The organism is Micromonospora sp. DT62, from assembly GCF_049847285.1.
GTDB classification, from domain to species: Bacteria; Actinomycetota; Actinomycetes; order Mycobacteriales; family Micromonosporaceae; genus Micromonospora; species Micromonospora reichwaldensis.
Window position 1 is genome coordinate 45,177 of sequence record NZ_JBNCOB010000001.1, and the last position, 19,639, is coordinate 64,815.

At 73.7% G+C, this 19,639-nt stretch carries 12 protein-coding genes; 9 read left to right on the forward strand and 3 right to left on the reverse strand.

Annotation, left to right across the window (positions count from 1 at the left end; translation table 11 throughout):
* Positions 1-121 precede the first annotated feature (121 nt).
* Complete coding sequence (hrpA, locus tag ACPXCB_RS00230; protein ID WP_425871061.1) at positions 122-4,144, forward strand: ATP-dependent RNA helicase HrpA; 4,023 nt, start codon at positions 122-124, stop codon at positions 4,142-4,144.
* Here the strand turns inward: hrpA and ACPXCB_RS00235 are convergent.
* A complete protein-coding gene (locus ACPXCB_RS00235) occupies positions 4,111-5,451 on the reverse strand; it encodes an FAD-dependent oxidoreductase (protein ID WP_425871063.1) in 1,341 nt (446 codons plus the stop codon). The genes hrpA and ACPXCB_RS00235 overlap by 34 nt on opposite strands.
* Positions 5,452-5,594: 143 nt before the next feature.
* Entirely contained in the window at positions 5,595-6,524 is a 930-nt protein-coding gene (locus ACPXCB_RS00240) for a LysR family transcriptional regulator (RefSeq protein ID WP_425871065.1), read from the reverse strand.
* 35 nt (positions 6,525-6,559) lie between these two features.
* Here ACPXCB_RS00240 and ACPXCB_RS00245 point away from each other — a divergent pair, with 35 nt between their 5' ends.
* The 7 genes from ACPXCB_RS00245 (at position 6,560) to ACPXCB_RS00275 (ending at position 15,349) form a co-directional block, all read left to right on the forward strand.
* Positions 6,560-7,291 carry a succinate dehydrogenase cytochrome b subunit gene (locus tag ACPXCB_RS00245; protein WP_151456382.1) on the forward strand — a complete coding sequence of 244 codons (732 nt, stop codon included), beginning with the start codon at positions 6,560-6,562 and terminating at the stop codon, positions 7,289-7,291.
* Position 7,292: 1 nt separating this feature from the next.
* A complete protein-coding gene (locus ACPXCB_RS00250) occupies positions 7,293-9,230 on the forward strand; it encodes a fumarate reductase/succinate dehydrogenase flavoprotein subunit (RefSeq protein WP_425871067.1) in 1,938 nt (645 codons plus the stop codon).
* A complete protein-coding gene (locus tag ACPXCB_RS00255; RefSeq protein WP_132235856.1) occupies positions 9,227-9,991 on the forward strand; it encodes a succinate dehydrogenase/fumarate reductase iron-sulfur subunit in 765 nt (254 codons plus the stop codon). Before ACPXCB_RS00250 ends, ACPXCB_RS00255 begins: the two co-directional genes overlap by 4 nt.
* 827 nt (positions 9,992-10,818) lie before the next feature.
* Positions 10,819-12,003, forward strand: a complete 1,185-nt coding sequence (locus ACPXCB_RS00260; protein WP_425871069.1) for a zinc-dependent alcohol dehydrogenase — start codon at positions 10,819-10,821, stop codon at positions 12,001-12,003.
* Positions 12,000-12,944, forward strand: a complete 945-nt coding sequence (locus tag ACPXCB_RS00265) for an SDR family NAD(P)-dependent oxidoreductase (RefSeq protein ID WP_425871071.1) — start codon at positions 12,000-12,002, stop codon at positions 12,942-12,944. The genes ACPXCB_RS00260 and ACPXCB_RS00265 overlap by 4 nt, the downstream gene beginning before the upstream one ends.
* 86 nt (positions 12,945-13,030) lie before the next feature.
* Positions 13,031-14,038: a serine hydrolase gene (locus tag ACPXCB_RS00270; RefSeq protein WP_425871073.1), complete on the forward strand. Its 1,008-nt coding sequence runs from the start codon at positions 13,031-13,033 to the stop codon at positions 14,036-14,038.
* 165 nt (positions 14,039-14,203) lie between these two features.
* Positions 14,204-15,349, forward strand: coding sequence for an MBL fold metallo-hydrolase (locus ACPXCB_RS00275; protein WP_425871075.1), 1,146 nt, complete (start codon positions 14,204-14,206; stop codon positions 15,347-15,349).
* Positions 15,350-15,379: 30 nt separating this feature from the next.
* Here ACPXCB_RS00275 and ACPXCB_RS00280 read toward each other — a convergent pair whose 3' ends face one another.
* Positions 15,380-16,891, reverse strand: a complete 1,512-nt coding sequence (locus ACPXCB_RS00280) for a deoxyguanosinetriphosphate triphosphohydrolase family protein (protein ID WP_425871077.1) — start codon at positions 16,889-16,891, stop codon at positions 15,380-15,382.
* 148 nt (positions 16,892-17,039) lie between these two features.
* Here ACPXCB_RS00280 and ACPXCB_RS00285 point away from each other — a divergent pair, with 148 nt between their 5' ends.
* Positions 17,040-19,544, forward strand: a complete 2,505-nt coding sequence (locus ACPXCB_RS00285) for a Tex family protein (protein ID WP_425871079.1) — start codon at positions 17,040-17,042, stop codon at positions 19,542-19,544.
* The last annotated feature ends 95 nt before the right edge of the window (positions 19,545-19,639 follow it).

Genomic DNA, 19,639 nt, shown 5'->3' on the forward strand with positions numbered 1-19,639 from the left:
GCGGCACCGCCGCGCTTGCCCTGACGGGCGCCGCCGAGGGGCGTGCGCGCGGGCGGACCGGGGCGGGGCGGCGGTAACCCGGGGGCGGTCCGGCCGTCGGCTGCCTATCCTTGGCGACGACATGCAGAATCCAGCCGCACCCGCCGCGACCGACCCCGTCCGCGAGCTGCACCGCCGCCTCCGTCCCCTGATGTTCCGCGACCAGCGCCGCCTGCAACGGCGCCTGGACGGGGTACGCCGGCTGCGCGACCCGCAGCGCCGGGAGTCGGCGCTCGACGAGATCGCCGCCGACGTGGCGCGGGCCGAGGCGGTGCTGGCGGGTCGGCGCGCCGCCGTGCCGGTGGTCACCTATCCGGCCCAGCTGCCGGTCAGCGAACGCAAGGACGACATCGCCGCCGCGATCCGCGACCACCAGGTGGTGATCGTGGCCGGCGAGACCGGCTCCGGCAAGACCACCCAGCTGCCGAAGATCTGCCTGGAGCTGGGGCGCGGGATCACCGGGCTGATCGGGCACACCCAGCCGCGCCGCCTGGCCGCGCGTACGGTGGCGGACCGGATCGCCGAGGAACTCGGCACCGAGCTGGGCGACGTGGTCGGCTACAAGGTGCGCTTCAGCGACCAGGTGAGCGACCGCAGCCTGGTCAAGCTGATGACCGACGGCATCCTGCTCGCCGAGTTGCAGACCGACCGGATGCTGCGCCAGTACGACACGCTGATCATCGACGAGGCGCACGAGCGCAGCCTCAACATCGACTTCATCCTCGGCTACCTCCGGCAGCTCCTCCCCCGCCGCCCCGACCTCAAGGTGATCATCACCTCGGCGACCATCGAGACCGAGCGGTTCGCCCGGCACTTCGCGGGGCCGCCCACCGCCGACGAGCCCGAGGGCGTACCGGCGCCGGTGGTCGAGGTCTCCGGGCGCACGTACCCGGTCGAGGTGCGTTACCGGCCGCTGGTCGAGGTGGCCGAGGGCGAGGACGACGGGGAGGACGAGGAGAACGTCCGCGACCAGGTCCAGGCCATCGGCGACGCCGTCGAGGAACTGGCCGCCGAGGGCCCCGGCGACGTCCTGGTCTTCCTCAGCGGCGAGCGGGAGATCCGCGACACCGCGGACGCGCTGGGCAAGCTGGTGGAGAAGAAGCCGGCGCTGCGCGGCACCGAGATCCTGCCGCTGTACGCCCGGCTCTCCACCGCCGAGCAGCACCGGGTCTTCGCCCCGCACGCCGGGCGCCGGGTGGTGCTCGCCACCAACGTCGCGGAGACCTCGCTCACCGTGCCCGGCATCAAGTACGTGGTGGACCCGGGCGCGGCCCGCATCTCCCGCTACAGCAGCCGGCTCAAGGTGCAGCGGCTGCCGATCGAGCCGGTCTCGCAGGCGTCGGCCAACCAGCGCAAGGGGCGCTGCGGGCGCACCTCGGACGGCATCTGCATCCGCCTCTACGACGAGCAGGACTTCCTGTCCCGCCCGGAGTTCACCGACCCGGAGATCCTGCGCACCAACCTCGCCTCGGTCATCCTCCAGATGACCTCCATCGGGCTCGGCGACATCGCCGCGTTCCCGTTCATCGAGCCGCCGGACCGGCGCAACGTCGCCGACGGCGTCAACCTGCTGCACGAGCTCGGCGCGCTGGACCCGGCCGAGGCCGACCCGGCGAAGCGGCTCACCCCGCTGGGCCGGCGGCTGGCCCAGCTCCCCGTCGACCCGCGGCTGGCCCGGATGGTCGTCGAGGGCGAGCGCAACGGCTGCGCCACCGAGGTGATGGTGATCGCCGCCGCGCTGTCCATCCAGGACCCCCGCGAGCGGCCCGCCGACAAGCAGGCCCAGGCCGACCAGGCGCACGCCCGGTTCACCGACCGCGAGTCGGACTTCGTGTCGCTGCTCAACCTGTGGCGGCACCTGCGCGAGCAGCAGCGCGAACTCTCCTCCAGCGCGTTCCGGCGGATGTGCAAGGCCGAATACCTCAACTACCTGCGGGTACGCGAGTGGCAGGACATCGTCAGCCAGTTGAGGCGTACCACCGAACAGGCTGGTGGGCGACCGGCCGACGGCGGCGGCGGGCGCCGGGGCGGCGCGGACCTGCCGGAGGAGATCGACACCCCGAAGGTGCACCAGTCGCTGCTGGCCGGCCTGCTGTCGCACGTCGGGCTCAAGGACGCGCAGAAGCACGAGTACCTGGGCGCCCGGGGCGCGAAGTTCGCGCTCTTCCCCGGCTCGGCGCTGTTCAAGAAACCGCCGCGCTGGGTGATGGCGGCCGAGCTGGTGGAGACCTCCCGCCTCTGGGGCCGGGTCGCCGGCCGGGTCGAGCCCGAGTGGGTCGAACCGCTGGCCCAGCACCTGGTCAAGCGCAGCTACAGCGAGCCGCACTGGGAGAAGAAGCAGGCGGCCGTGATGGCCTACGAGAAGGTGACCCTCTACGGCATCCCGCTGGTCACCTCGCGCAAGGTCAACTTCGGCCGGATCGACCCGGCGCTGTCCCGGGAGCTGTTCATCCGGCACGCCCTCGTCGAGGGCGACTGGCAGACCCACCACCACTTCTGGGCCGACAACCAGCGGCTGCTGGCGGAGATCGAGGAGCTGGAGCACCGCGCCCGGCGCCGCGACATCCTCGTCGACGACCAGACCGTCTTCGACTTCTACGACGCGCGCGTCCCGGCCGACGTGGTCTCCGGGCGGCACTTCGACGCCTGGTGGAAGAAGACCCGCCGGGAGCAGCCCGACCTGCTCACCTTCACCCGGGAGCTGCTGGTCAACGCCGGCCGCACCGGCGTGGACGAGGCCGACTACCCCGACGAGTGGTCCGCCGACGGGGTGACCCTGCCGCTGACCTACCGGTTCGAGCCGGGCACCCCGACCGACGGCGTGACCGTCGACATCCCGCTGCCCCTGCTCAACCAGGTGCCGGCGGAGAGCTTCGACTGGCAGGTGCCCGGGCTGCGCGAGGAGTTGGTGATCGCGCTGATCCGCTCGCTGCCCAAGGCGGTGCGCCGCAACTTCGTCCCGGTGCCGGACTACGCGCGCGCGGCGCTCGCCGCGATGCCCGCCGGCGAGGAGCCGCTGCTGGACGCGCTGACCCGGCAGCTGCGCCGGATGACCGGCGTCACCGTGCCCCGGGACGCGTGGGAGCCGGAGAAGCTGCCGCCGCACCTGCGGGTCCGCTTCCGGGTGCTCGACGAGGAGAACAAGCCGGTCGCCGAGGGCAAGGACCTGCCGACCCTGCAACGCCAACTCAAGGCGGAGGTACGCCAGGTCGTGGCCGCCGCCGCACCCGACGTGGCCCGTACCGGGCTGCGCGAGTGGAGCATCGGCACGCTGCCGCGCACCATCGAGCAGGTCCGCTCCGGCTACGCGGTGACCGCGTACCCGGCCCTGGTCGACGAGGGCGACACGGTCGGGGTGAAGGTCTTCGACTCGCCGGCCGAGCAGGAGGCCGCGCACTGGGCGGGCACGCGGCGGCTGCTGCGGCTGACCGTGCCGTCACCGGCGAAGTTCCTTCAGGGGCGGCTGTCCAACGAGGCGAAGCTGGCGCTGAGCCGCAACCCGCACGGCGGCGTGCAGGAGCTGATCTCCGACGCGGCCGGGGCGGCCATCGACAAGCTGATCGGCGACGCGGGCGGCCCGGCCTGGGACGCCGAGGGCTTCGCCGCCCTGCGGGACAAGGTCCGGGCCGACCTGGTGGACACCGTGGTCGAGATCATGGACCGGGTGCGCCGGGTGCTCGCCGCCGCGTACGCGGTCGAGCAGCGCCTCGGCGCCACGCGGAACCTGGCGGTGGTGGCCGCGCTGGCCGACATCCGGGCCCAGCTGAACGGCCTGGTGCACAAGGGGTTCGTCACCGAGACCGGGTACGCGCGCCTGCCCGACCTGCTGCGCTACCTCACCGCGATCGAGCGGCGGCTGGACCGGCTGCCCGGCAACCCGCAGCGCGACAAGCAGCAGCAGGACCGGGTCGCGGTGGTGCAGAAGGAGTACCAGGAGATGCTCGCCGCGCTACCGCCGGGGCGCCGGCAGTCGACGGCCGTCCGGCAGATCCGCTGGATGGTCGAGGAGCTGCGGGTGAACGTCTTCGCCCAGGCGCTGGGCACCCCGTACCCGGTGTCGGAGCAGCGGATCTACCGGGCGATGGACGAGGCCGAGGGCAGGTAGGGCGACCCGCGCAGCACCCGGAACAGCACCGGCGGGGAGAGCAGCCGCGTCGGCGGGTCGACGAGGTTCACCACCCGCAGGAACGCCGCGCCCAGCGCCGGGTCCCGGGTCGCCGCCTCGTGCAGCCGGCCCACGTACGCGTTGACCAGGCGTACCCGCGGCGAGCGGCGGCCGGGCACCTCGGGGAAGCGCAGGTCGGTGCCGACCGCGATGGACCACGGCCCGTCGATCAGCCGGGCCGCGCCCCGGAAGAACCGCCGGGCGAGCCGGTCGGACGGCCGCCGCAGCAGTCGGCGCAGCAGCAGGGCCTCCAGCGCGGCCACCGTCATGCCCTGCCCGTAGACCGGGTTGAAGCTGCACACGGCGTCGGCCACCACCAGGTAGCCCGCCGGGAAGCGGCGCAGCCGCTCGTAGCGCCGCCGCACGCTGGCCGGGAACTTCATCGTCGCCGGTGGGCTCTCCGGCTGCGCCGTACGCAGCAGGTCGGCGATCTGCGGGGCGGCGAGGGTCTCGGCGAAGGCGGTCATCCCCTCGTCGTCGGCCGGCGGCTCCTCGCCGAGCATGCCGCTGAGCGCCACCGCGAACCGGCCCTGCTCCTGCACGGCGACGATGCCGCCCCGGGGCTGGCCGGGCACGGCGTTGGTGAGCGCGCCGAGCAGCCCCTCCAGGTGGTGCGGCTCCCGCCGGTAGGTGCGGGTGAGGTAGGTGACGCCGACCTTGACCCGCTCCTCCGGCGCCGGCCGGTAGCCCAACTCTGCCAGCCACACCGGGCTGCGGGTGCCCCGGCCGCCGGCGTCGACGACGAGGTCGGCGGCGACGGTGGTCGGGTCCCCGTCGCGGAGGCGCAGCCGTACGCCGGTGACCCGCCCCCGGTCGAGGGTGGTGGTCAGCCCCTCCACCTCGCAGCCCGCCACGATCCGCACCCCGGGCAGGGCGGCCACCCGCTCCCGGACGACCTGCTCCAGCAGCGGCCGGCTGACCCCGAGGGCGAACAGCGGGGACGGCGCGCGCCGCATCCGGTGGCCGTTGTTGTACCAGTGGACCTGCTCGTGCAGGTCGACCGTGGGTACGCCCCGCGCGCTGAGCTCCGCCGAGATCCCGGGCAGCAGCTCCTCGAACGCCTGCCGGCCCCGGGTCAGCAGGACGTGCAACTGCCGCCCCTGCGGTACGCCCCGGCGGCTCTCCGCCTGCTCGGGCAGCAGGTCACGGTCCACGAGGGTGACCCGCTCGTACGCCTCGGTGAGTGCGCAGGCGGTCAGCAGCCCGCCCATGCTCGCGCCGATCACCACGGCGCTGCCCGTTGCCATGCGGGCAGCGTAGGCAGGCCGGCGGGGCCCGGTCGTCTTCCGTCGTGCGCACCTGGCGGCGTCGGATGGCGCGGCCGGGCGGCCTGGGACCGGCGCGGTCCGGCGGCGTGGGACCAGTGCGGCCGGGCGCGCGGGCGGCGGCGTCAGAGGGGCTCGACGCCCGGCGGCAGGTCCCCGCCGGTGGTGGCGTCGCGGACGTAGTCCAGCAGTATCCGGCGCAGCTCCCGGCCGGCGTGGGTGGGCACCACGTCGCGGCGCCGGGCGACCGCGATGGTCCGCCGGACGCCGGGTGGGGCCAGCCGGGTGACGCGCACGCCGGGACGTCGGGCCACCACGATGCCGGGGACCAGCGCGACGCCCAGCCCGGCCTCGACGAAGCTCAGCACCGCGTCCATCTCGCCGCCGTCGACGGCGATGGTCGGCTCGAAGCCGACCTCCCGGCAGGCCTGCAGGGTGGCGTCGCGCAGGTCGTAGCCCTCCCGGAACATCACCATCGGCTGGTCGCGCAGGTCGGCGACGCGCAGCTGACCGGTCTCCGGGGTCACCGACAGCTCCTCGACCGAGGCGACCACCAGGCTCTCCCGCAGGATGGGGTCGGCGCGCAGCCCGGGATCGGTGCCCTGGGCCGGCATGATGATCAGTGCCAGGTCGAGGTCGCCGCGGAGCAGGCCGCGGACCAGGTCCTGCGAGCCGCTCTCCTCCACCCGCAGGTCGATGGTGGGGTGGGCGTCGCGGAAGCGGCGCAGCACCGGCGGGGCGAGCGAGGTGGCGAGGCTGGGGGTGGCGCCGAGCCGGACCCGGCCCCGGCGCAGGCCGACCAGTTCCTGCACCTCGCGGGTCGCGGTGTCGACGTCGGCGAGGATCCGCTTGGCCAGCGGCAGCAGCACCTCACCGGCCGCGGTGAGTGTGATGTTGCCCCTTACCCGCTCGAACAGCGGGGCGCCGAGGCCGTCCTCAAGGGCGTGAACTTGCTTACTCAACGAGGGCTGGGTGATGCCCACGATGTCGGCGGCTTGGGTGAAATGTCGCACTTCCGCCACCGCAACGAAGTACTTCAGCTGATGGAGCTGCATCTACATAGCCTATAGCTATCAAGACTGCGAGTTCGATGCATTGGACGACTGAATCAAGTGCTCCTAGCGTCGATCGCGTGGTAGTCACGAGAACTCGGTCGCCCATCCGCTCCAGCGTCGGCCTGAAGGCCGTCATGGCGGTGACGGGCATCATCCTGGTGCTGTTCCTCATCGCGCACATGCTCGGCAACCTGAAGATCTTCACGGGGGCGACCTCGTTCGACCACTACGCGCACTGGCTGCGCGAGATCGGCGCCCCGATCCTGCCCGGCGTGTGGTTCCTGTGGATCCTGCGGATCGGCCTGCTGGCGGCGGTGCTCGGCCACATCTGGGCCGCGACCGCCCTCGCCGTGCGCGCCCGCGCCGCCCGCCCCGTGCAGTACGCCCACCGCAAGAAGGTCCAGGGCAGCTACGCGGCCCGCACCATGCGCTGGGGTGGCGTGATCATCCTGCTCTTCGTGATCTACCACATCCTGGACCTCACCACCGGCACGCTGAACCCGGTCGGCGACCCGAGCCGGCCGTACGCCAACGTGGTGGCCGACTTCGCCCCGGAGCGCTGGTACGTCACGCTCTTCTACACCCTGGCGGTCGTCACCCTCGGCTTCCACCTGCGGCACGGCCTGTTCAGCGCGCTGCGCAGCCTCGGCCAGCAGAGCCCGCGCGGCGAGCGGCGGGCCCGAGCCGTGGCCCTGGGCTTCGCCGTCGTGCTCTGCGCCGGCTACCTGGCGGTCCCGTTCGCCGTACTCACCGGATTGGTGTCCTGACATGGATCTCTACACCGAGGGCGACCCGATCGCCGACACCAAGGCTCCCGACGGCCCCATCGAGACCCGCTGGGAACGCCGCCGCTTCGAGGCCAAGCTGGTCAACCCGGCCAACCGCCGCAAGATGACCGTGATCGTGGTCGGCACCGGCCTCGCCGGCGGCTCGGCCGCCGCCACGCTGGGCGAGCAGGGCTACCAGGTCAAGACCTACTGCTACCAGGACAGCCCGCGCCGGGCGCACTCCATCGCCGCGCAGGGCGGCATCAACGCCGCCAAGAACTACCGCAACGACGGCGACTCGGTGCACCGCCTCTTCTACGACACCGTCAAGGGCGGCGACTTCCGCTCCCGGGAGTCCAACGTGCACCGGCTGGCCGAGGTCTCGGTCAACATCATCGACCAGTGCGTCGCCCAGGGCGTCCCGTTCGCCCGCGAGTACGGCGGCCTGCTGGACACCCGCTCCTTCGGCGGCGCGCAGGTGCAGCGCACCTTCTACGCCCGGGGCCAGACGGGCCAGCAGCTGCTGCTCGGCGCGTACCAGGCGCTGGAGCGGCAGATCGGCCTCGGCAACGTGGAGATGAACACCCGGCACGAGATGCTGGAGCTGATCGTCGTCGACGGCAAGGCCCGCGGCATCGTGGTCCGGGACATGGTCACCGGCGAGATCACCACCGAGTTCGCGGACGCGGTCGTGCTCGCCTCCGGCGGCTACGGCAACGTCTTCTACCTCTCCACCAACGCCAAGGGCTGCAACGTCACCGCCACCTGGCGAGCCCACCGCAAGGGCGCGTACTTCGCCAACCCCTGCTACACGCAGATCCACCCGACCTGCATCCCGGTCTCCGGCGACCACCAGTCGAAGCTGACCCTGATGAGCGAGTCGCTGCGCAACGACGGCCGGGTCTGGGTGCCCAAGACCAAGGGCGACACCCGCAGCCCGCGGGACATCCCCGAGGACGAGCGGGACTACTACCTGGAGCGGATCTACCCCTCCTTCGGCAACCTGGTCCCCCGCGACATCGCGTCGCGCGCCGCGAAGAACGTCTGCGACGAGGGGCGCGGCGTCGGCCAGACGGGGCTCGGCGTCTACCTGGACTTCTCCGACGCGATCGACCGGCTCGGCCGCAAGGCCATCGAGGCCAAGTACGGCAACCTCTTCGAGATGTACGAGCGGATCACCGGCGAGGACCCGTACGAGGTGCCGATGCGGATCTACCCCGCCGTGCACTACACGATGGGCGGCCTCTGGGTCGACTACGACCTCCAGTCGTCCATCCCGGGCCTGTTCGTGATCGGCGAGGCCAACTTCTCCGACCACGGCGCGAACCGGCTCGGCGCCTCGGCGCTCATGCAGGGCCTGGCCGACGGCTACTTCGTGCTGCCGAACACCGTCGCCCACTACCTGGCGTCCGGCCCGTTCGAGAAGGTCGACGCCACGCACCCGGCGGCCGTGCAGGCCCGCGCCGACGTCGAGGACCGGATCCAGCGGCTGCTGGCCGTCGACGGCGACCGGACCGTGGACTCGTTCCACCGCGAGCTGGGCCAGATCATGTGGGAGCACTGCGGCATGGAGCGCAGCGAGGCCGGGCTGCGCAAGGCGATCGACGAGATCCGCGCCCTGCGCGAGCAGTTCTGGCAGCGGGTCCGGGTTCCGGGCACCGGCGAGGGGCTCAACCAGTCGCTGGAGAAGGCCGGCCGGGTGGCCGACTTCTTCGAGCTGGCGGAGCTGATGTGCATCGACGCCCTGCACCGCGAGGAGTCCTGCGGCGGTCACTTCCGGGCCGAGCACCAGACGCCCGACGGCGAGGCGGAGCGCGACGACGACCGCTTCGCGTACGTGGCGGCCTGGGAGTTCACCGCCACCGGCGAGCCCTCGGTGCTGCACAAGGAAGACCTGAACTTCGAATACGTCCACCCCACGCAGCGGAGCTACAAGTGAACCTGACCCTGCGCATCTGGCGCCAGTCCGGCCCCGAGGACAAGGGTCGGATGGTGACCTACAAGGTCGACGACGTCTCCCCGGACATGTCGTTCCTGGAGATGCTCGACGTCCTCAACGAGCGGCTGATCCTCGCCGGCGAGGAGCCGGTGGCGTTCGACCACGACTGCCGCGAGGGCATCTGCGGCATGTGCGGCCTGATGATCAACGGCGACGCGCACGGGCCGCAGCGCGGCACCACCGCCTGCCAACTGCACATGCGGCAGTTCTCCGACGGCGAGACGATCGACATCGAGCCGTGGCGGGCCCGGGCCTTCCCGGTGATCAAGGACCTGGTCGTCAACCGGGGCGCCTTCGACAAGATCATCGCGGCCGGCGGCTACATCACCGCGCCGACCGGCAGCGCCCCCGAGGCGCACTCGACCCCGGTCGCCAAGGCCAACGCGGACGCCGCGTTCGAGGCGGCGGAGTGCATCGGCTGCGGCGCCTGCGTGGCGGCCTGCCCGAACGGCTCCGCCATGCTCTTCACCGCCGCCAAGGTCACCCAGCTCTCGCTGCTGCCGCAGGGCCAGCCGGAGCGCTACACCCGGGTGATCGGCATGGTCGACGCGCACGACGAGGCCGGCTTCGGCGGCTGCACCAACGCCGGCGAGTGCACCGTGGTCTGCCCGAAGGGCATCCCACTGAACACCATCGGCCGGCTCAACCGCGACTTCCTGATGGCCACCTCGAAGCGGGGCGACAACACCCCCGGTTCCTGAGCCCGCACACCTCACGCCGGCGAGGTCGGCACAGGGCCGCCGCGTCTTCCGAACGCGGCGGCCCTCGCCGTAGCACCTGCCCGATCGCGGCGACCCTCGCCGTAGCCCCTGCCCGATCGCCGGCCCGCCGTCCCCCTCCCCACCGCGACGCCCGCGCCCCGACTTCGACTTCGACGGAGTTCGGCCTGCCCGGATACGGCCCGCTGGCCCGCGCCCACACCCGCGTGGCCGCCGCGTCCAGGGACTCCCCGCGGCCGGATCTCCCTGCTCGCGCCCTGTCGAGCTGAATCGTTTGCGACATCAGCTGAGTCGTCTGCGACATCAGCTCGACAGGCAGCCACCGGACCACCGGACGCCCGACGCCGCACCACCGGACCGCCGGACGCCGCACCACCAGACCACCGGACGCCACACCGCCAAGCTTCCGGGCCACCGAACGCCGCACCACCAGACCACCGAACGCCGCACCGCCAAGCCACCGGACTCCGCGCCACCAGACCACCGGACGCCGCACCACCGACCGCCGGGCCACCGAACGCCGGGCCGGAGCCGCTTCGGGGACGACGCCCGGCCTTGCGCATCCGGCTTCGACCATCCCCGCGGCGGCTGCGGGCCGTCACCCACGCGATCCCGGCCCTCGATGCCGCCCGAACCACCCGCCCCCGGCCCGGCTGTCGCGACCCGCCCCCGGCCCGGCTGTCGCGACCCGCCCCTGGCCCCGCCATCGCGACCCGCCCGCCATCGGCCACCTCGGCGCTCCGGTGCCGGTTCAAGTCGTCGGGGGCGGGTAGCAACCCCGGGGACGGCACGAGGAGGAGCGACGGGACATGAAGGCACTGACCTGGCAGGGCAAGCGGGACGTACGGGTGGAGGAGGTGCCTGATCCGCGGATCGAGGAGCCGATCGATGCCGTCGTCCGGATCACCTCGACCGCGATCTGCGGCTCCGACCTGCACCTGTACGAGGTGCTCGGGCCGTACCTGAAGCCCGGCGACATCCTCGGCCACGAGCCGATGGGCATCGTCGAGGAGGTGGGCGCGGGGGTGACCCGACTCAAGCCGGGCGACCGGGTGGTGGTGCCGTTCAACATCGCCTGCGGCTCCTGCTGGATGTGCGACCGGCAGTTGTACGCGCAGTGCGAGACCACGCAGGTCACCGCCGAGGGCAAGGGCGCCGCGCTGTTCGGCTACACGTCGCTCTACGGCTCGGTGCCCGGTGGGCAGGCGGAGTACCTGCGGGTGCCGCACGCCCAGTTCGGCCCGATCAAGGTGCCCGACACCGGGCCCGACGAGCGTTGGCTCTACCTGTCCGACATCCTGCCGACCGCCTGGCAGGCGGTGAAGTACGCCGACACCCCGCGCGGTGGCACCCTCGCCGTCTTCGGCCTCGGGCCGGTCGGCCAGCTCTGCGCCCGCATCGGCCGGCACCTCGGCGCGGACCGGGTCATCGGGCTGGACCTGGTGCCGGAGCGGTTGGCGATGGCCCGCCGGCACGGCATCGAGGTGCTCGACGTCAGCCAGCTGGACGACGTGCCCAGCGCGCTGATCGACCTCGTCGAGGGGCGCGGCCCCGACGCCGTCATCGACGCGGTGGGCATGGAGGCCCACGGCGCGCCCCTCGGCAAGCTCGCCCAGACCGCCGCCGGGCTGCTGCCGGACAAGCTCGCGCAGACCATGACCGACAAGGCGGGCGTCGACCGGCTGGTCGTGCTCAAGGCCGCGCTCAAGGCCGTCCGTCGCGGCGGCACGGTCTCCATCTCCGGCGTCTACGGCGGCGAGGTCGACCCGATGCCCCTGATGGAGATGTTCGACCGGGGCGTCCAGCTGCGGATGGGGCAGTGCCACGTGCGCCGGTGGACCGACGAGATCATCCCGCTGCTCTCCGGCGACGACGACCCGTTGGGCGTGGCGGACCTGCGTACCCACCGGGTGCCGCTGGCGGAGGCGCCGCAGGCGTACGAGATGTTCCAGAAGAAGGAGGACGGCTGCGTCAAGGTCGTGCTGACACCGTGACCCGGACGGTGGTCGTGACCGGCGCGACCAGCGGGATCGGCCGGGCGGCGGCCCGGGCCTTCGCGGCACGCGGGGACCGCCTCGTGCTCGCCGCCCGCTCCCCCGTCGCCCTCGCCGCGGTGCGCGACGAGTGCCGGGCGGCGGGCGCGCAGGTGCTCCAGGTGCCCACCGACATCACCGCCGACGGCGCGCTGACGGCGCTCGCCGACGCGACCCTCGACCGGTTCGGCGGCATCGACGTCTGGGTGCACACGGCGGCGGTGATGGCGTACGGCCGGTTCGAGGAGACCCCGGAGCGGGTCTTCGAGCAGGTGGTGCGCACCGACCTGCTCGCCGCCGCCGCGGTCGCCCGGGTGGCGCTGCGCCGCTTCTCGGCGGACGGCGGGGGAACGCTGATCCTGATCGGGTCGGTGCTGGGCCACATCACCACGCCCTACATGAGCGGCTACGTGGCGAGCAAGTGGGGGTTGCAGGGGCTCACGCGCACCCTCCAGCAGGAGACCCGGGAGACCCCGGGGGTGCACGTCTGCATCGTCAACCCGGGCAGTGTGGACACCCCGGTCTACCAGCGGGCCGCGAACTACCTCGGCCGGGCCGGCCGGCCCCCGCCGCCCGTCACCACCCCGGAGCGGGTGGCGCAGGCCATCGTGGACTGCGCCGACCGGCCCCGCCGGGAGGTGTCGGTGGGCCGGGTCAACCTGGTCATGCGGGTCGGCTTCACCATGCTGCCGGGCGTCTACGACGCCCTCGTCGGGCCGTTGATGCGACTGCTCGGGCTGACCGACCGGCCGGTCGCACCGCACGACGGCACGGTGTTCGCGCCGGACCCGGCCGCCGCGGCGGTGCGCGGCGGTTGGCTGCCCGACCTCCAACGGGTGGCGCGGGCCGTCGGGGAACTGCCCGGCCCGGTCGTGGCGGCCGTCCGGCGCCGGCTGCGGTGAGCGCCGCGCGGGATCACCGGCGTCGATCATTTCGCCTAGGGTGGTGGGCCGGCCCACCACGACGGGAGAGACGATTGACTATCCGGGTGAACCGCAGGACCGCGCTGGGACTGGGCACGGTGGCCACGGCGGGAACGGTGCTCGGCGCCGCGTCCCCGGCCGCGGCCGCCCCCGGCCGTGGCGTGGCCGGGCCGGCGCCGGCGACGCCACGGCAGGCCGCGCACCGGGTGACCACGAGCTACCAGGGCGAGAGCGCGCACGCGGGCGGCAACTGGCAGGCGTACGTCAGCGTCGTGGACCCGGCGGGCCCGCTCCTGGTGCCGGTCGCCGACGAGCCCGACCGGCGGATCGAGGCGTACAGCGTCAACAAGATCGCGGTGGCGGTGGCGGTGCTCGACAAGGTCGACCGGGGGCTGCTCACGCTCGACCAGCGCATCGAGGTGACCGAGGCGATCGTGGTGCCCGGCGGCGACGGCATCTTCAGCCTCGACGGGGCGTACCCGAGCTCCGTCACGCTCGGGCACGTGCTGGCCAACCTGCTGACCGTCTCCGACGACACGGCGGTACGGCTGTGCGGGTCGGTCTGCCCGGCCGCCGAGCTCAACGAGATCCTGCTCGGCAAGGGCTTCCCGAACACCCAGGTGCAGCCGGTCGCCAACCCCTACCGGTTCTTCCTCGGCACCAGCACCCCCCGGGAGACCCACGACCTGCTGCGCGCGCTGGTGGCGGGCACGCTGCTCGCGCCGACCTCCACGGCGCTGGTGCTCCGGCTGCTGCGGGCGCCGGTCGCCTACACCGACGGGGTGCGGCGGGTCATGTCCTCCGCCGAGCGGGCCCGGGTCGCCACCAAGGCGGGCTGGTTCGCCGACGCCCGGCACGAGGCCGGCGTGATCTTCGACAAGGCCGGCGCGCCCGTGCTGACGTACGCCCTCTTCGCAGACGGCCAGGCCGGCGCCGACAACTTCGGCGCGACGCACCCCGCCGTCGCGGCCCGGGCCCGGATGGGCCGGCACTTCCTCGCCGCGGTCGACAACCTCGTCGGCACCGGCCTCGTCCACCGCCCGGCCGTGCAGCGACCCAGCAACGGCGGCTGAACCGCCGCGACCGCCGTCGGGGCCACCGGCGCGCCGCGACCGCCCGCCGGGGTCCGCCGCCCGGGGGCGGTCCGGCCGGACCGCCCCCGGCGCCCGGCCGACCGCCCGGCGGTCGCGCGGCGGCCCGGCTACCGTGTACGACGGGGCACGGCGGAGGGACTTGCGATGGGGGCACAAGGGGAAGGCGCCGGCGGCGACCGCCGGCTCGGGCGGCGGCTACGCGGGGCGGCCGGGCTGGCCGCGCTCGCCGGGCTCGCGTGGGTGGCCCGGGACGTGCCGGCGGCGCTCGGCGGCCGGCTCACCGGCGCCCGCGCGGAGCGGGCCGCCCGCTCGCCCCGGTTCCACGACGGCACCTTCCGCAACCCGGGCGGCTCCCGCTCGATGGCCGGCACCCCCGACCGCAACCTGGTCCGGGAGCTGATCTTCGGCAAGCAGAAGCGCCGGCCGAGCGTCGCCGTGCCGCTGTCGCGCCCGGGCGCCGCCCCGGCCACCGATGCCGGGCGTGAGCTGAACGTCGTCTGGTACGGCCACGCCTCCGCCCTGATCGAGATCGAGGGCCGACGGGTGCTGCTCGACCCGGTGTGGAGCGACCGGTGCTCGCCGTCGAGCCTGGTCGGCCCGCGCCGCCTGCACCAGCCGCCGGTACGCCTCGACGAACTGCCCCCGGTGGACGCGATCCTGATCTCGCACGACCACTACGACCACCTCGACATGGCGACCGTCCAGGCGCTGACCGCCCTGCAGTCGGCGCCGTTCCTGGTGCCCCTGGGCGTGGGCGCGCACCTGGACCGCTGGGGCGTACCGGCCGGGCGGATCATCGAGCTGGACTGGGAGGAGAGTCACCGGGTGGCGGGGCTGGCGATCACGGCCACCGCCGCGCAGCACTTCTCCGGCCGGGGGCTGCGCCGCGACGGGACACTCTGGAGCTCCTGGGTCGTCGCCAGCGCGCACCGCAAGGTCTTCTACACCGGCGACTCCGGCTACTTCGACGGCTACGCCGAGATCGGCGAGCGGCACGGGCCTTTCGACGTCACGCTGGTGCAGATCGGCGCGTACGACCGGGCCTGGCCGAGCATCCACATGTTCCCCGAGGAGGCCGTCGCCGCCCACCTCGACCTGCGCGGCGGGCTACTCCTGCCGGTGCACTGGGCGACGTTCAACCTCGCCCTGCACGACTGGTCCGAGCCGGTGGACCGGATCTGGGCCGAGGCGAAGGCCCGGGACGTACGGCTGGCCGTGCCCCGCCCCGGGGAGCGGGTGGTGGTGGACGATCCGCCGGCCGTCGACGGCTGGTGGCAGGCCGTCGCCTGAGCGCCGTGGGGCGTGCCGCTGCGCCGCCCCTCAGAGGACGAAGGCGTCGGTCCAGAGCGCCCCGGAGCGGCCCGACAGGGCGTCCAGCATGGCGACCGCCTGGCCGTCGGTGAGCTGGGCGACGAAGTCGACGATCGCCCGCCCGCGGGCCTTGCCGATCCGGTCCGGCGTACGCGGGTGCAGCTCCGCCTCGGCCAGCTCCACGAGGTCGTGCAGGCGGCGCGGCAGCCGGGACTCCTCCGCGGGGTCGAGCAGCCACTCCAGCAGCGCCTCCACCAGGGTGCCCAGCAGCCGGGCCTGCCCGCGCTGGTGCAGGGCCAGGTCCGGCCGGGCCAGCACGAACCGGTGGTGGACGAACTTGAGCACCTGCACCTCGTGCCACTGCGCGGGGGCCAGCAGCACGTGACCGGAGCGGACCGCCGGCTGCTCGACCACGGTGATCGCGTCGACGAAGCGGGTCGTCCACCGGGCGGAGAACCGGGCCACGTACTGCTCCGCCTCGATGGAGCCATCGAAGGGCATGGCGAGCAGCCCCTCCACCAACTCCTCGCGGACGTGCTCGACGGCGGCGGCGAACGCCTCGTCGTCGGCGATCCAGGCGTCCTTGCGGTGCAGTTGCCGGCGCAGCCGCTCGATCGCCGAGCCGGGCCGACGGGCGGCGGCCGCCAGGGCCGCGTCGGTGATGGCCCGGAAGTGCCCGCTCTCGCGCTGCCAGGCCATCAGCTCGGCGGCCACCGCGCCCTGCTGGAGCACCCCGACCCGGTAGAAGTCCTCCACGTCGTGGATCGCGTACGCGACGTCGTCGGCGGTGTCCATGATCGACGCCTCGGGGGTCTGCTGCCAGTCCGGGATGCGCCCCACGAACGGCTCCCGGGCCTGCCGCAGGTCGCCGAGCTCCGTCCGGTACGCCCCGAACTTCGACGAGCCGCTGTCCGGGTCGTCCGGCGGCGGGGTGGCGCCGCGCGGCGGCGGGTCCAGCAGCCGGGGGTGCGGGTCGGGGTGGTCCAGCCGCGTCCACGGGTACTTCAGCAGTGCCGCCCGCACCGCCGCCGTGAGGTCCAGGCCGGTGGTCGCCGCGCCGCGGATCTCGGTGCTGGTGACGATCCGGTACGACTGGGCGTTGCCCTCGAACCCGTCGGTCAGCCCGAGGCGCTGGCGGGCCAGCCGGTCCAGCACCCGCTCCCCCAGGTGCCCGAACGGAGGGTGGCCGAGGTCGTGCGCGAGCGCGGCGGCCTCCACCACGTCCGGGTCGCAGCCGCCCAGCTTCGCCAGCAGGTCGCGGTGCGCCTCGTCGGCGGTGAGCCGCTCGGCGATGGCGCGCGCCACCTGCGCCACCTTGAGGCTGTGGGTCAGCCGGTTGTGCACGAGCAGGCCGGAGCCGCCGGGGCTGACCACCTGGGTCACGCCGTTGAGCCGGGCGAAGAACGGCGAGGCCACGATGCGGTCGCGGTCGGCCCGGAACGGGCTGGCGGCGAGGTCCCCGAGCGCCCGGGCGCTGCCGCCGAAGAGCCGCCGGGCGCGCGGGTCCGCGGGATGTTCCATGATCGCCACGCTAGCGCAGCGGGCAGCGTCGCGGGCGAGGCGGTGTGAGGAAGGGGTGGGGCGGCTCGCCGGGCCGGGGGCGGCGACGGGCGTCGGTGGGGGCCGGCACAATGCAGGGCGGAACCCACACCGAAGGCGGATCGAGATCGTGACCCTCTCTGTTCATCAGCGGATCGCCGAGGAACTCGGCGTCGCCGAGCGTCAGGTACGGGCGGCCGTGGAGCTGCTCGACGGCGGTGCGACCGTGCCGTTCATCGCCCGCTACCGCAAGGAGGCCACCGGCCTGCTCGACGACACCCAGCTGCGCACCCTGGAGGAGCGGCTGCGCTACCTGCGCGAGCTGGACGAGCGGCGCGCGGCGGTGCTGGAGTCGATCCGTGGTCAGGGCAAGCTCGACGAGGCCCTGGAAGCGCAGATCATGGCGGCCGACTCGAAGTCCCGCCTGGAGGACATCTACCTGCCGTACAAGCCCAAGCGCCGCACCCGGGCGCAGATCGCCCGCGAGGCCGGGCTGGAGCCGCTCGCCGAGTCGCTGCTGGCCGACCCGGGGCAGGACCCGCGCCAGGCCGCCGCCGGCTTCGTGGACGCGGAGAAGGGCGTGGCCGATGCCGCCGCCGCCCTGGAGGGCGCCCGCGCGATCCTCATCGAGCGCTTCGCCGAGGACGCCGACCTGATCGGCACGCTGCGCGAGCAGATGTGGTCGCGGGGCCGGCTGGCCTCCCGGGTACGCGACGGGCAGGAGTCGGCCGGCGCGAAGTTCGCCGACTACTTCGACTTCGCCGAGCCGTACCCGAAGCTGCCCTCGCACCGGATCCTGGCCATGTTCCGGGGCGAGAAGGAGGGCGTGCTCGACCTGACCATGGAGTCCGAGGAGGCCGGCGAGGCCGACGCGGTGGCCACCGGGCCGAGCCGCTACGAGGCGGCGATCGCCGGGCGGTTCGGCATCACCGACAAGGGCCGGCCGGCGGACCGGTGGCTGGCCGACACGGTGCGCTGGGCCTGGCGTACGCGGATCCTCATCCACCTCGGGGCGGACCTGCGGATGCGCCTGTGGCAGGCGGCCGAGGAGGAGGCGGTGCGGGTCTTCGCGATCAACCTGCGGGACCTGCTGCTCGCCGCGCCGGCCGGCACCCGGCCCACCATGGGGCTGGACCCGGGCCTGCGTACCGGTGTGAAGGTCGCCGTGGTGGACGCCACCGGCAAGGTGGTCGCCACCGACACGATCTACCCGCACGAGCCGCGCCGGCAGTGGGACGCCTCGATCGAGACCCTCGCCCGGCTGGCCGGGGCGCACGGCGTCGAGCTGGTCGCCATCGGCAACGGCACCGCCAGCCGGGAGACCGACAAGCTCGCCGGCGAGTTGATCAAGCGGTACCCGCAGCTCAACCTCACCAAGGTGGTGGTCTCCGAGGCCGGCGCGTCGGTCTACTCCGCCTCCGCGTACGCCTCCCAGGAGCTGCCCGGGATGGACGTCTCGCTGCGCGGCGCGGTCTCCATCGCCCGCCGCCTGCAGGACCCGCTCGCCGAGCTGGTGAAGATCGACCCGCGCTCGATCGGGGTCGGCCAGTACCAGCACGACCTGTCGGAGGTGAAGCTCTCCCGGTCGCTGGACGCGGTGGTCGAGGACTGCGTCAACGCGGTCGGCGTCGACGTCAACACCGCCTCCGCGCCGCTGCTGACCCGGGTCTCGGGCATCGGCGCCGGGCTGGCGGAGAACATCGTGCTGCACCGCGACTCGAACGGTCCGTTCCGCACCCGGTCGGAGCTGAAGAAGGTGGCCCGGCTCGGGCCGAAGGCCTTCGAGCAGTGTGCCGGCTTCCTGCGCATCCCCGGTGGTGACGACCCGCTGGACTCCTCCAGCGTGCACCCCGAGGCGTACCCGGTGGTCCGCCGGATCCTGTCCACCACGGGGCAGGACCTGCGGTCGCTGATCGGCAGGAGCGCCATCCTGCGGGGGCTGCGGGCCACCGACTTCGTCGACGACACCTTCGGCCTGCCCACCGTCACCGACATCCTCGCCGAGCTGGAGAAGCCGGGCCGCGACCCTCGGCCGGAGTTCCGCACCGCCACCTTCGTCGAGGGGGTGGAGAAGATCGGCGACCTGGTGCCCGGCATGGTGCTGGAGGGCGTGGTGACCAACGTGGCCGCGTTCGGCGCGTTCGTGGACGTCGGCGTGCACCAGGACGGGCTGGTGCACGTCTCGGCCATGTCCCGGACGTTCGTGAAGGACCCACGCGAGGTGGTCAAGTCCGGCGACGTCGTACGGGTCAAGGTGCTCGACGTCGACGTGCCCCGCAAGCGGATCTCGCTCACCCTCCGGTTGGAGGACGACGCGGAGGCGGGCGCCGGGCGTGGCGGCCCGGACGGCGGGCGCCGCGAACGTGGCGGGCAGGGCGGACCGCGCGGCGACCGGGGCGCCACGCGGGGCGGCCAGGGCGCCCAGCCGGGTCAGAGCGGCCAGCCCGGCCCGGGCGGTGGACGCGGTGACCGGGGCGCGCAAGGCGCCCAGGGCGGCGGGCGCGGCGGTCAGGGCGGCCAGTCCGGGCAGGGCGGCGGGCGAGGCGGGGCGCAACGGCAGGGCCGTGGCGCAGCGGGACCGGCGCCGACCAACGACGCCATGGCGGACGCGCTGCGCCGGGCCGGACTGGCCTGACACGGACTGGCCTGGGCCGGACTGGCCTGGGCCGGACTGGCCTGGGCCGGACTGGCCTGGGCCGGACTGGCCTGGGCCAGTCTGGCCTGACACGG